Origin of the sequence: Xylanimonas protaetiae, assembly GCF_004135385.1 — a bacterium.
GTDB classification, from domain to species: domain Bacteria; phylum Actinomycetota; class Actinomycetes; order Actinomycetales; family Cellulomonadaceae; genus Xylanimonas; species Xylanimonas protaetiae.
The window spans coordinates 2848696-2861631 of the sequence record NZ_CP035493.1 but is presented as its reverse complement, the minus strand read 5'-3'; the positions used below and the strand labels follow the sequence as shown (position 1 = coordinate 2861631).

Genomic DNA, 12936 nt, shown 5'->3' with positions numbered 1-12936 from the left:
TCCTTCCATGCGCCGCCGCCCTGCTCGGACCGCTCTCAGCGGGTCTGGGCCACCCACGCCGCGTGCATCCGCGCGTACACGCCGTCGGCGGCGGCGAGCTCGGCGTGCGAGCCCACCTCGGCCACGTGCCCGGCGTCGACGACGACGACGAGGTCGCTCGCCTCTGCGGTCGAGAGGCGGTGCGCGATCGTGATGGTCGAGCGACCGGACGTCAGCGAGTCGAGCGCGCGGGCGATCCGCACCTCGGTGGCCGGGTCGACGGCCGAGGTGGCCTCGTCGAGCACGAGCAGGTCGGGTGCCGCGAGGTAGGCGCGCGCGATCGCGACGAGCTGCCGCTCCCCCGCGCTCAGCGCCTCGCCGCGCTGCCCGACGGGCGTGTCGACGCCCTGCGGCAGGTCCGCGAGCCAGTCCGTGAGGCCGAGCGCCTCGAAGGCGGCGAGCACGCGCTCGCGCGCGTCGGGCACCGCCTCCCGCAGCCCGTACGCCGCGTTCGCGAGCACCGTGCCGTCGAACAGGAAGCCCTCCTGCGGCACGAGCACGACGCGCTCGCCCAGCGAGGCCAGCGTGAGCGCGCGCAGGTCGACGCCGTCGAGCAGCACCTGGCCCGCGGTGGGGTCCATGAGGCGCGTGACGAGCTTGGCGATCGTCGTCTTGCCCGAGCCGGTCTGCCCGACGACGGCGACCTTGGCCCGCGCGGGCAGGTCGACGTCCACGCCGTGCAGCACCTCGGGCCCGCCGGGGTAGGCGAACCGGACGCCGCGCAGGGACACCTGGGCGGGTCCGCGCGGGGAGCCGACCGCGTCGGGCGCCTCCGCGACCTCGACCGTCGTCTCGATGACGGCGAGCACGCGCCGCCAGCCGGCGACGGCGTTCTGGAGCTCGTTGAGGATCTCGGTGGCCTGCTGCACGGGCCCGGTGAACAGCTGCACGAGGAACAGGAACGCGACCACCTGGCCGGCGGTCATCTCCCCCGCGACGCCCAGCCGCGCGCCCATCACCACGACGGCGGCGAGCGCGAGGTTGGCGAGCAGCGTGCCGCTGGAGAACGTCGAGGCGACGAGCACCTGGGCCCTGCCCTGGGCCAGGCGCGTGTCCTCGACCGACCTCTCGATGCGGGCGCCGGTGCGGGCCGCGACGCCGTAGGCGCGCACGGTCTCGGCGCCGACGACGGCCTCGGAGATCGCGCCGAGCATCGCCCCGACCCGCTCGCGGACCTGCGTGTAGCGGGCGGCGACCCAGCGCTGGCCGTACCGCATGACCAGGAAGAGCGGCACGAAGCAGGCCCAGACCACGAGCGTGAGCTGCCACGAGTAGGTGGCCATGAGCACCGTGGCGACGAGCACCTGGAGCGTCGAGACGACGAGCATGATGCCGCCCCACTGGACGAACATCGAGATGGTGTCGACATCGTTGGTGACGCGTGAGACGAGCGAGCCGCGCCGCTCGGTGGACTGCGTGAGCGTCGCCAGGTCGTGCACGTGCCGGAACGCCCGCACGCGCAGGGACGCGAGGCCCGCCTCGGTGCGGGACACCAGGCGCAGGTTCACGAGCGAGGCGCACGTGCCCGCCACGAGCAGGGCGGCGGCGGCGAGCCCGACCATGAGCACCACGCGGCGGGCGTCGGGCCCACCCGTGGCGAGGATGCCGTCGTCGATCGTGCCCTGGACAGCGAGCGGCACGACGACGCGGCCGCCCGCGGCGAGCACCGCGAGCAGCAGGGTCCAGCCGATGCCCTGGACGATCTGCGGGCTGATCTGGGCGCCGCGGCGCAGCGTCGCGAGGACGCCGAGGTCGGACACGGAGCCGATCGAGGCGCTCATCGCGAGGCCCCCGCACGGTCGCGGGCGAGGTCACGGGGCGCGGTCATGCGGCCTCCTCGCGGCGACGGGTCTCGTTCTCGTAGGCCGTGGCGATCGCGCGGTAGCCCTCGTCGCGCGCGAGGAGCTCGTCGTGCGTGCCCACGTCGACGACCCGCCCGCCCTCGAGGTGCACCACGGCGTCCGCGAGCGCCACCGACGACATGCGGTAGGCGACCATGACGACGGTGGTGCCGGTCGCGCCGAAGCCGCGCAGGATCTCCTGCTCGATGCGCGGGTCGACGGCGGAGGTGGCGTCGTCGAGCACCAGGAGGCGCGGGCGGCGCACGAGCGCGCGGGCGATCGCAAGACGCTGCCGCTGGCCGCCGGACAGGTTGGCGCCGCGCTCGCCGAGCGGGGCGTCGAGGCCGCCGGGCAGGTCGGCGACGACCTCGTCGAGCCGGGCGAGGCGCAGGGCCTCCCAGACGGCGGCGTCGTCGTACGGGCCGTCGCCGTTCTCGGCGAGCGTAACGTTGCCGCGCACGGTGTCCTCGAAGACGAACGTGGACTGGGCGACGAGCGCGACGTTCCCGGGCACCTGCCCGGCGGCGAGGTCGCGCACGTCGACGCCGTCGAGCAGCACGCGGCCGCGCGTGGGGTCGGACAGGCGGGCGAGCAGCGAGACGAGCGTCGTCTTGCCGGCGCCGGTCGAGCCCACGACCGCGACGGTGGTGCCGGGGGCGACCTCGACGACGACGTCGTCGAGGAGCGTGACGACGCCGTGCCCGGCGGCCGGCACGTCGAGCCCGACGCCCTCGAAGCGCACGGCCAGGCCGCCCTCCGCGGACGGGAGGGTCGCGCTGCCGGGCTCGAGCGCCTCGCGCCGGTCGACGACGGCGGCGATGCGGTCGTAGCCGACGAGGCCGCGCGGCAGCTCACCCAGCACCCAGCCGAAGGAGCGCACCGGGATGGACATGATGGTCAGCAGGTACGCGGCGGTGACGACGTCGCCCGCGGCGACCGCGCCCGTGGTGGCCCGCCACGTGCCCACGCCGAGCACGAGGAGCGTGCCGAGGTTCGGCAGCAGGTCGATGACGGGGTCGAAGACCGCGCGCACCGCGCCGACGCGCGTGGCGGCGGCGCGGAGCTCGTCGGTGCGCTCGGCGAAGCGCTCCTCCTCGCGGTCCGCGGTGCCGAGCGCCTTGACGAGCAGGGCCGCCTCGAACGACTCGTGCGCGACGTCGGACACCTCGCCGCGCAGGCGCTGCGCCGTCATCACGGCCGGGGCCATGTGCCGCTGGAAGACGACGTTGACCAGCACGGCCAGCGGGATGATCACGAGCGCCGCGAGCGCCAGCAGCGGGTCGACAGCGAGGAGCATCACGGTGGCGACGAGGATCATGACGACGACGCCGAGCGCGAACGGCAGGGGGTTGAACACGCCGGTGGCGGCCTCGACGTCGGCGCCGGCGTGCGCGAGCAGCTGCCCGGCGGGGTGCGCGCGGTGCCAGGACAGCGGCAGGCGCAGGTAGGCGTCGGCGAGCTTGCGGCGGTGCGCGGCGCCGACGTCGACGTAGCCCCAGCCGGCCCACACGCGGCGGCACCACACGCCGACGGTGAGCGTGACCGCCACGCCCACGAGCACCAGGCCGGCGAGCCAGATGCGCCCGCGGGCGGTCTCGTCGCCGGCGATGGCGGGCACGACGACGGCGTCGGTAGCCCAGCCGACCGCGCGGGACACCGCGACGGTCGCGGCGCCGAAGAGCGCGGAGCCGAGCACGGCGAGGACGTAGATGCGCGGCGAGGACCTCATGCCCCGCCAGACGAGCTGGGCGGACCTGCGCGTGCGCGAGCCGGTCAGGCCGATGGGCGTGCCCACGCCTCAGCGCACCTCGAGCCCGGCGCCGCGCATGGCGTCCTTGACCTGCCCGACCGTGAGCTGGCCGAAGTGGAACACCGACGCGGCGAGCACGGCGTCGGCGCCCGCGCGGGCCGCCTCGACGAAGTCGTCGGGCTTGCCGGCGCCGCCCGAGGCGATGAGCGGCACGTGCACGCGCGAGCGGACCTCGCGCAGCATCTCCAGGTCGAACCCGTCCTTGGTGCCGTCGGCGTCCATCGAGTTGAGCAGGATCTCGCCGGCCCCCAGCGCGGCGGCCCGCTCGGCCCACGCGACGGCGTCGATGCCCGTGCCGCGGCGGCCGCCGTGCGTCGTGACCTCGAAGCCCGACTCGGTGCGCGTGTCCCCGGTGACACGGCGCGCGTCGACGGACAGCACGAGCACCTGGGAGCCGAAGCGGTCGGCGATCTCGGCGACCAGCTCCGGGCGGGCGATCGCGGCCGTGTTGACGCCCACCTTGTCGGCGCCGGCCCGCAGCAGCCGGTCGACGTCGTCGGTGCTGCGGACGCCGCCGCCCACGGTGAGGGGCACGAACACCTGCTCGGCCGTGCGGCGCACCACGTCGACCATGGTCTCGCGCCCGCCCGACGACGCCGAGACGTCCAGGAAGGTCAGCTCGTCGCAGCCCTCGGCGTCGTACCGGGCGGCGAGCTCGACCGGGTCGCCGGCGTCGCGCAGGCCCTGGAAGTTGACGCCCTTGACGACGCGTCCGGCGTCGACGTCGAGGCACGGGATGACGCGGACGGAGACCGTCACGATGCTCCTTCTCGGGGCTGGTCGGAGGGCGCCTCGGCGGGCGCCTCCGTGACCTGGTAGTGGGCGTCGAGGATGTCGACGACGTAGACCAGGGTCTGGTCGGCGAGGGGGTTCGAGGTCCCACCGTAGCCGAGCGACGGGGGCACCACGAGCAAGACCTGCGACCCGACGGTCTGCTCCAGCAGGCCCTCGTCCCAGCCGTCGATGACCTGGCCGATGCCGATCATCAGCGACTGCACGGCCTCGGGGCCGTCGGGGGTGTCCCACGTGGTGTCGAACACGCCGCCGTCGTCCCAGCGCACCCCGGTGAAGCGGACGGTGACGACCTCGCCGACCTCGACCTGCGGGCCTGTGCCACGCACGAGCGGCTGCACCACCAGGTCGGTCGGCGGGGCGGTGTCCGCGGGGACGTCGACCGTCGGGGCGCCGTCGTCGGCCAGCGTCACGCGGGGCAGGCCGTCGCGCCGGTCGACGGGCGTGCCCGACGCGCGCGTGGGCAGCACGTCGACGACCAGGACGAGGGGCATCCCGCCGTCCTCCTCCAGGAACAGCAGGCGGGCGCCCACCCGCGAGCCCTGGAGCGCCTCGTGCAGGTTCGCGCCGAGCGACGTCACGCTCATCGTGTGCCACGCGGGCGCGTCGGTGAAGGTCGACTGCACCACCGAGCCGTCCCGGCCGTCCTGCGCGTAGAGGTTCAGCAGCACCGGGCCGCCCTCGACGAGCGGCTCGCCCGTGCCCGGCCACACGGTGCGCGTGCCGGGCTGGGTGATCGCCAGCGGCTGCTCGTACGTGAGCACCGGCTCCTGGCCCGCCTCGCCCGTGACCTCGACGGGGGCCTGCGAGACCTGCGGCTGCGCGGCGGCCCCGACGGTGTCGCACCCCGTCAGGAGCAGCGCGAGCACGGCGAGCAGCGAGACCAGGGTGGAGCGTGACACGGCGTCGATGGTGTCACATGCTCTCGATGAGCCTGTCCACCCTCTCGTCGACCGAGCGGAACGGGTCCTTGCACAGCACGGTGCGCTGCGCCTGGTCGTTGAGCTTCAGGTGCACCCAGTCGACCGTGTAGTCGCGGCGGGCGTCCTGCGCGGCGCGCACGAAGTCGCCGCGCAGCTTGGCGCGCGTCGTGGGCGGCGGCACCGCCGTCGACTCGAGGATCTCCAGGTCGGTGGTGACCCGCTCGACCATGCCGCGCGCCGCGAGCAGGTTGTACAGCCCTTCCGTGCGCGAGATGTCGTGGTAGGCCAGGTCGAGCCGGGCGATGCGCGGGTCGTCGAGCGACAGGTCGTGCTTGGCCTGGTACCGCTCGATGAGCCGCAGCTTGATGACCCAGTCGAGCTCGCGCTCGACGGCGCTCAGGTTCCCGGTCTCCAGGGCGTGCAGGCCCCGCTCCCACAGGTCGAGCACGGCCTTCGTCGTCGGCGAGGGGTCCCCCTCGCCCACGCCATGCGCGTCGACGTGCTCGCGCACCCGGCGGAAGTACTCCGACTGGATGTCGACGGCGCTCATCGTGCGCCCGTCCGCGAGCTGCACGGGGTGGCGTCCGGTGCGGTCGTGGCTGATCTCGCGGATCGCCCGGATCGGGTTCTCCAGCGTGAGGTCGCGCATGATGACGCCCGCCTCGACGAGGCGCAGCACCAGGTCGGTGGACCCGACCTTGAGCATCGTCGTCGGCTCCGCCATCGACGAGTCGCCGACGATGACGTGCAGGCGGCGGTAGAACTCGGCGTCGGCGTGCGGCTCGTCGCGCGTGTTGATGATGGGCCGGCTGCGCGTCGTCGCCGACGAGACGGCCTCCCAGATGTGGTCGGCCCGCTGCGAGAGGCAGTAGACAGAGCCGCGCGGGGTCGCGAGCACCTTGCCGGCGCCCACGAGCACCTGCCGCGTGATGAGGAACGGCACCAGGATGTCGCTCAGCCGGGCGAAGTCGCCCTGCCGGCGCACCAGGTAGTTCTCGTGGCAGCCGTAGGAGTTGCCCGCGGAGTCGGTGTTGTTCTTGAACAGGTGCACCTTGCCGGGCAGGCCCTCGTGCTCCAGGCGCTGCTGCGCGTCCGCGACGAGCCCCTCGAGGATCCGCTCGCCGCCCTTGTCGTACGTGACGAGCTGGCGGACGTCGTCGCACTCCGCGGTCGCGTACTCGGGGTGCGAGCCGACGTCGAGGTAGAGCCGCGACCCGTTGCGCAGGAACACGTTGGACGACCGGCCCCACGCGACGACCTTGCGGAACAGGTAGCGGGCCACCTCGTCGGCGGACAGGCCGCGCCCGTCCGGGGCCGCGCACGTGACGCCGTACTCGGTCTCGAGGCCGAAGATCCTCCGGTCCATCAGGCCTCCACCTCCCGGACTGCCGCGAGCGCCGCGCCCTGGAGCCGGCGGAACGCCCGGCGCGGGCGCGCCCGGTCGAGCACGGCGACCTCGAGCTGCGCCCCGTCGATGTCCCGCTCCGCGCCCTCGGCCAGCAGCTGCCCGTCGGTGCCGACGGCGCCCAGCGTCGTCGTGGCGAGCGCGAGCGCCTCCGCGAGGGTCAGGCCCTCGCGCCACCCGTCGCCCAGCCGCTTGCCGAGCTGCTCGGCCTGCCCGCCCATGACGACGTGGCCGCGCTCGTCGGCCACCGACCCGTCGTAGGACAGGCGGTAGACCTGGTCGGCGTCGGGCGTGGCGCCCACCTCCGCGACCACGAGCTCGACCTCGAGCGGCTTCGACTCCGTGGTGAACACGGTGCCGAGCGTCTGCGCGTACGCGTTCGCCAGGCCGCGGGCCGTCACGTCGGCCCGGTCGTAGGAGTAGCCGCGCAGGTCGGCGTAGCGCACCCCGGCGACGCGCAGGTTCTCGAACTCGTTGTACTTGCCCACCGCGGCGAACGCGATGCGGTCGTAGATCTCCGAGATCTTGTGCAGCGCCCGGGACGGGTTCTCGGTGGCGAAGAGGATGCCGTCGTCGTACTGGAGCACGACGACGGAGCGGCCGCGCGCGATGCCCTTGCGCGCGAAGTCCGCCCGGTCCTTCATGAGCTGCTCGGGCGAGACGTAGAAGGGCATGGTCATGCGAGTCGCCTCCCCTCGGTGCGGGCCGTGACGAGAGCGCCCACGACGGCGGCGAGCTCGTCCTCCGCCACGCGCTGGTAGCCCAGGGCGGTCACCGTCGCGACGACGGGCCAGATGCGCCGCACGGGGTCGGGGCCGCCGGTCGCGGAGTCGTCGTCGGCGGCGTCGTAGAGCGCCTCGACGGCCACCCGCACGGCCTGCGCCTCGTCCATGCCGGGCGTCCAGAGCTTCTTGAGCGCGCCCCGCGCGAAGATCGAGCCGGATCCCGTGCCGTGGTGCTCGTGCTCCTCGTACCGGCCGCCCGTGGCGTCGTAGCTGAAGATGCGCCCCGTGCCGCGGTCCAGGTCGTAGCCCGCGAAGAGCGGCACGACGACGAACCCCTGGATGGCGAGCGGCAGGTTCGCGCGCAGCAGCGTCGCCAGGCGGTTCGCCTTGCCGTCGAGGCTGAGCAGCGAGCCCTCGATCTTCTCGTAGTGCTCGAGCTCGAGCTGGAACAGCTTGGCCAGGTCCACGCCGATGCCGGCCGCGCCCGAGATGCCGATCGCCGAGTAGTCGTCGGCCGGGAACACCTTCTCGATCTCCCGGCTGGCGATCATCGTGCCCGCCGTGGCCCGCCGGTCGCCTGCCATGACGACGCCGCCCTCGAACGTCAGCGCGACGATCGTCGTGGCGTGCGGGGCGAGCGCGGCGCCGCCCGCAGCGTCCACGCGCCCGGGCAGCAGCTCGGGCGCGTGGTCCTTCAGGAAGTCCAGGAACGACGACGACCCGGGGCGCAGGAAGGCATCCCCGAGCCGGCCCGCGTCGCTCACTGGCCGCCCTTCTGGACGAACCCGCGGACGAACTGCTCGGCGTTCGTCTCCAGCACGTCGTCGATCTCGTCGAGCAGGGCGTCGACCTCGGCGTCACGGTCCTGGGCCGCGGGCGCGGCCGGGGCCGGGACGTCGGCGTCGTCGTCGGGCGTGCGGTCCTCGTGCTGCGGGGTGATGCGTTCCTGGCCTGCCATGACAACCTCCTGGAGCGAACCTGCCGCTACCTTATGCCGCCCGCGCCGGTCCGTGGGGCGCGGGCGACGGGCGTTTCATTCCCCGCGTAGGCCCGCGAGCAGCGCGCCGACGTCGTCGCTCGCGTCGAGCAGGGCGCCGATGTGGGCGCGCGTGCCGCGCAGCGGGTCGAGCATCGGCACGCGCTGGAGGGCGGCCGCGCCGGGCACGTCGAAGATCACCGAGTCCCAGCTCGCGGCCGACACCTGGTCCGGGTAGCGGGCCATGACCTCGCCGCGGAAGTACGCGCGCGTGTCGGTGGGCGCGTGGTGGACGGCGTCGGCGACGGCGTCCTCGTCGACGAGCCGCTCGACCGCACCGCTCGCCACGAGCCGGTGGTACACCGACCGCTCCGGGCGCACGTCGGACCACTGCAGGTCCAGGGCGCCGAGGCGGGGGTGGTCCCACGCGAGCCCGTCGCGACGGCGCAGGCCCTCGAGCAGGCGCCGCTTGGCGATCCACTCGACCTCGCGCGCGCAGCCCTCCGGGTCCGTGCCGAGCCGCGCGACGAGCGAGCGCCAGCGGTCGAGCACCGCGTACGTCTCGCCGTCGGCCTCGCGCGCCGGGCCGAGGAGCTCGAGCGCCCGCCCGACGACGGTGGCGTACGCCTCCTGGACCTCGAGGGCCGACATGGTGCGCCCGTCGACGAGCTCGAGCTTGGCGACCAGGTCGATGTCGCGCGAGACGCGCCGCACGTCGGCGACCGGGTCGGCAAGGCGCAGCCCGGCGAGCTCCGCGCGGGCGGAGAACCCGCGCTCGGCGAGGTCGTCGAGGTGCTCGAGCACCCACAGCACCAGCGACGTCGTGCCGAGCTTGAGGTACGTGGCCACCTCGAAGAGGTTCGCGTCGCCGATGATCAGGTGCAGGCGCCGCCAGCGGGCACGGTCGGCGTGCGGCTCGTCGCGCGTGTTGACGATGGGGCGGCGCAGCGTCGTCTCGAGGCCGACCTCCGCCTCCATGTAGTCCGCGCGCTGCGCCATCTGGAAGCCGGGGCGGTCGCCCGACGGCCCGAGCCCGACGCGGCCCGAGCCGGTGAACACCTGCCGCGTCACGAGGAACGCCGTCAGCAGCTCGGTGATGACCGTGAAGGGCACCGCGCGGTCCACGAGGTAGTTCTCGTGGGTGCCGTAGCTCGCGCCCTTGCCGTCGACGTTGTTCTTGTAGAGCACCAGGTCGCCGCCGCCGGGCTGGCTCGACGCCGCCCGGCTCGCCGCGAGCATGACCCGCTCCCCGCGACGTCCCACAGCACGGCGTCGCGCGGGCCGGTGACCTCGGGCGAGGAGTACTCCGGGTGCGCGTGGTCGACGTAGAGCCGGGCGCCGTTGGTCAGGATGCAGTTCGCGGCGCTCGGGTCGTCGGCCTCGTCGAGGTCGTTGCGGGCGACGTCGTGCAGCGCCGGGCCAGCCGGCGCGAGCTGCGCCGGGTCGTCCGTGAGCATCGACGGGTGCGCCGCCGACCGCCGCACGTGGAACCCGCGCGCGTCCGCGAGCGGGTCCTCGTCGTCGTAGTCCCACCGTGCGGCCGGGCGGGCACCCGCCCGCGCCACGAGGGCGCGGTACGTGGTGACCACCTGGCTGGAGAGCAGCATCGGGTTCGCGGCGGGCCGCCCGGGGGCGAGCACGCCGTACTCGGTCTCGATGCCCATCACGCGACGCACGCTCACAGGTCCTGCACCTTGCTCATAGGTACTGCCCGGTGCTCGTGACCTGCTCGATCGTGCGCGGTGCCCCCTGCTCGCCCTTCTTCTGGACGATCGAGCGGATGAACACGATCCGCTCGCCCTTCTTGCCGCTGATGCGGGCCCAGTCGTCGGGGTTGGTGGTGTTGGGCAGGTCCTCGTTCTCCTTGAACTCGTCCACGCACGCGGTGAGCAGGTGGTCCACCCGGATGCCCCGCTGGCCCGTGGCCAGGAAGTCCTTGATGGCCGTCTTCTTCGCGCGGTCGACGACGTTCTGGATCATCGCGCCCGAGTTGAAGTCCTTGAAGTAGAGGATCTCCTTGTCGCCCGAGGCGTAGGTCACCTCGAGGAACTGGTTCTCCTCGTCCTCGGCGTACATGCGCTCGACCACCGAGCGGATCATCGCCTCGACGGCCTCCGCCTTGTCCTGCCCGTGCTCGGCCAGGTCGTCGGGGTGGATGGGCAGGTCGGGCGTGAGGTACTTGCCGAAGATCTCCTGGGCGCCCTCGGCGTCGGGCCGCTCGATCTTGATCTTCACGTCCAGGCGCCCGGGGCGCAGGATCGCCGGGTCGATCATGTCCTCGCGGTTCGAGGCGCCGATGACGATGACGTTGTCGAGGCGCTCGACGCCGTCGATCTCGGCGAGGAGCTGCGGCACGATCGTCGTCTCGACGTCGGACGACAGGCCCGTGCCGCGCGTGCGGAAGAGCGACTCCATCTCGTCGAAGAACACGACGACGGGCATGCCCTGGGAAGCCTTCTCGCGGGCGCGGGCGAAGATCAGGCGGATGTGCCGCTCCGTCTCGCCGACGTACTTGTTGAGCAGCTCGGGGCCCTTGACGTTGAGGAAGAACGACTTCGCGCCCTCGCTGCCGTCGGGGTCGACCATGGTCGCGAGCGACGCCGCGACGGCCTTGGCGATGAGCGTCTTGCCGCAGCCGGGCGGGCCGTAGAGCAGCACGCCCTTGGGCGGGCGCAGCCCGTGCTCGCGGAACAGGTCGGGGTGCGCGAAGGGCAGCTCGACGGCGTCGCGGATGGCCTCGATCTGCCTGCCCAGGCCGCCGATGTCCTCGTAGCTGATGTCCGGGACCTCCTCGAGGACGAGCTCCTCGACCTCGGACTTGGGCACCACCTCGAACACGAAGCCGGCCCGCACGTCCACGGTGAGCGAGTCGCCCACCCGCAGCGCGCGGTCGCGCACCGGCCCGGCCAGGCGCACCACGCGCTCCTCGTCCGCACGCCCGACGACGAGCACGCGCTCCTCGTCGAGGACCTCCTTGACCGTGACCAGCTCGCCGACGCGCTCGAAGCCGCCCGCCTCGACGACGGTCATGGCCTCGTTGAGCTTGACCTCCTGGCCGGGCTGGAGGCGCGAGACGTCGAGCGACGGGCTGGCCCCGACGTGCATCTTGCGCCCGGCCGACGAGATGTCGACGGAGCCGTCCTCGTGCGCGGCGAGGAACGTCGCGTACGTCCCGGGGGGCTTGGCGAGCTCGTCGATCTGGGAGCGGAGCTCCACGATCTGGTCGCGGGCGGCGCGCAGCGCCTCGGCGAGCCGCTCGTTCTTGGCTGCGAGCAGCGCGAGCTGTGCGTTCTGGCCAGGGTTCTCGGTCATGCGGGTCCCCTCCCGTGCAACCCGGAGGACCAGCCCCCCGGGAACAGCACCCTACGCGGGAACGCGTGGAGGATGCGCGTGGATTCCACGCGTTTCTCAGGAGGCGTCGGCGGGACCCTCGGCAGGCTGGTCGGCGGGCTCGAAGCCCCGCACGATCTTGCGGAGCTTCTTGTCCGAGACGGGGCGTCCGCCCAGGTCCTCCTCGGTCCACCCGGCCTCGTCCGTCGTCGGGTACGAGCCCTTGGCCGGGCGGCGCTTGCGCTCCGGGGGCACGACGCCGTCCGCCAGCCGGCGCGACGTGAGCAGGAAGCCGGTGTGCCCGATCATGCGGTGCTGCGGGCGCACCGCGAGACCCTCGAGGTGCCAGCCGCGCACCATCGACTCCCACGCGACGGGCTCGGCGAACCGGCCGTCGGTCCGCAGGTCCTCGGCGAGGCGCGACAGCTGCGTCGCCGTGGCCACGTAGGCGAGGAACACGCCGCCGGGCGCGAGCACGGTCGCGGCGGCGTCGAGGTTCTCCCACGGGGCGAGCATGTCGAGCACCACGCGGTCCACGCTGCCGGGGGCCGCGATCTTGACGACGACGTCGGCGAAGTCGCCCGAGTGCAGGTGCCACGCGGGGTGCTCGCCGCCGAAGAACGTCTCCACGTTCCCCTTGGCGATCGCCGCGAAGTCGTCGCGGCGCTCGATCGAGTGGAGCGTGCCGCCGTCGCCGACGGCGCGCAGCAGGGACATGGTCAGCGCGCCCGAGCCCACGCCGGCCTCGACCACCACGGCGCCCGGGTAGATGTCCGCCATCTGCACGATCTGCCCGGCGTCCTTCGGGTAGACGACGGCGGCGCCGCGCGGCATGGACAGCACGTAGTCGCTCAGCAGGGGGCGCAGGGCGAGGTACTCCACCTCGGCGGTGTTGGTGACCACCCAGCCCTCGGGCCTGCCGATGAGGTCCTCGTGCTTGAAGTAGCCCTTGTGGGTGTGGAACGTGCCACCCGGCTTGAGCTCGATGGTGTGCATGCGGCCGCGCGGGTCGGTCAGCTGCACCTTGTCGCCGATGCGGAACGGGCCTCGGCGGAGATCAGCGCCGGTGGGAGTGGTGGTCACGGCCGACGAGCC

At 73.5% G+C, this 12936-nt stretch carries 10 protein-coding genes and 1 pseudogene; all 11 read right to left on the bottom strand.

What is annotated here, in order from left to right; translation table 11 throughout:
- Nucleotides 1–35: 35 nt before the first annotated feature.
- The gene (locus ET471_RS13240) at nucleotides 36–1820 is read right to left on the bottom strand and encodes an ABC transporter ATP-binding protein (RefSeq protein WP_129189037.1); all 1785 of its coding nucleotides are present in this window, start codon (nucleotides 1818–1820) and stop codon (nucleotides 36–38) included.
- Nucleotides 1821–1863: 43 nt separating this feature from the next.
- Nucleotides 1864–3609 (bottom strand): ABC transporter ATP-binding protein, encoded by a 1746-nt coding sequence (locus ET471_RS13235; RefSeq protein WP_129190998.1) that lies wholly within the window; start codon nucleotides 3607–3609, stop codon nucleotides 1864–1866.
- 69 nt (nucleotides 3610–3678) lie between these two features.
- Entirely contained in the window at nucleotides 3679–4449 is a 771-nt protein-coding gene (gene hisF, locus ET471_RS13230) for an imidazole glycerol phosphate synthase subunit HisF (protein WP_129189035.1), read from the bottom strand.
- Nucleotides 4446–5384 (bottom strand): FKBP-type peptidyl-prolyl cis-trans isomerase, encoded by a 939-nt coding sequence (locus ET471_RS13225; protein ID WP_129189033.1) that lies wholly within the window; start codon nucleotides 5382–5384, stop codon nucleotides 4446–4448. The genes hisF and ET471_RS13225 overlap by 4 nt, the downstream gene beginning before the upstream one ends.
- A gap of 13 nt (nucleotides 5385–5397) precedes the next feature.
- Nucleotides 5398–6771 (bottom strand): Pup--protein ligase, encoded by a 1374-nt coding sequence (gene pafA / locus ET471_RS13220; protein ID WP_129189031.1) that lies wholly within the window; start codon nucleotides 6769–6771, stop codon nucleotides 5398–5400.
- Nucleotides 6771–7490 carry a proteasome subunit alpha gene (prcA, locus tag ET471_RS13215; protein ID WP_129189029.1) on the bottom strand — a complete coding sequence of 240 codons (720 nt, stop codon included), beginning with the start codon at nucleotides 7488–7490 and terminating at the stop codon, nucleotides 6771–6773. The genes pafA and prcA overlap by 1 nt, the downstream gene beginning before the upstream one ends.
- Entirely contained in the window at nucleotides 7487–8299 is an 813-nt protein-coding gene (prcB, locus tag ET471_RS13210; protein WP_129189027.1) for a proteasome subunit beta, read from the bottom strand. Before prcB ends, prcA begins: the two co-directional genes overlap by 4 nt.
- Complete coding sequence (locus ET471_RS13205; protein ID WP_129189025.1) at nucleotides 8296–8493, bottom strand: ubiquitin-like protein Pup; 198 nt, start codon at nucleotides 8491–8493, stop codon at nucleotides 8296–8298. Before ET471_RS13205 ends, prcB begins: the two co-directional genes overlap by 4 nt.
- Before the next feature lie 75 nt (nucleotides 8494–8568).
- A pseudogene (dop, locus tag ET471_RS13200) lies at nucleotides 8569–10175 on the bottom strand (depupylase/deamidase Dop).
- A 34-nt stretch (nucleotides 10176–10209) separates the two neighbouring features.
- On the bottom strand, nucleotides 10210–11823 hold the full coding sequence (arc, locus tag ET471_RS13195) for a proteasome ATPase (protein ID WP_129189022.1): 1614 nt from the start codon (nucleotides 11821–11823) through the stop codon (nucleotides 10210–10212).
- Nucleotides 11824–11919: 96 nt separating this feature from the next.
- Nucleotides 11920–12924: a tRNA (adenine-N1)-methyltransferase gene (locus ET471_RS13190; RefSeq protein ID WP_129189020.1), complete on the bottom strand. Its 1005-nt coding sequence runs from the start codon at nucleotides 12922–12924 to the stop codon at nucleotides 11920–11922.
- Nucleotides 12925–12936 lie beyond the last annotated feature (12 nt).

Coding starts and splice junctions, on each gene's coding strand:
- ET471_RS13205 (WP_129189025.1), bottom strand. CDS start 8,493: ATGGCAGGCCAGGAACGCATCACCCCGCAGCACGAGGACCGCACGCCC.
- ET471_RS13235 (WP_129190998.1), bottom strand. CDS start 3,609: ATGAGGTCCTCGCCGCGCATCTACGTCCTCGCCGTGCTCGGCTCCGCG.
- pafA (WP_129189031.1), bottom strand. CDS start 6,771: ATGGACCGGAGGATCTTCGGCCTCGAGACCGAGTACGGCGTCACGTGC.
- ET471_RS13240 (WP_129189037.1), bottom strand. CDS start 1,820: ATGAGCGCCTCGATCGGCTCCGTGTCCGACCTCGGCGTCCTCGCGACG.
- prcA (WP_129189029.1), bottom strand. CDS start 7,490: ATGACCATGCCCTTCTACGTCTCGCCCGAGCAGCTCATGAAGGACCGG.
- arc (WP_129189022.1), bottom strand. CDS start 11,823: ATGACCGAGAACCCTGGCCAGAACGCACAGCTCGCGCTGCTCGCAGCC.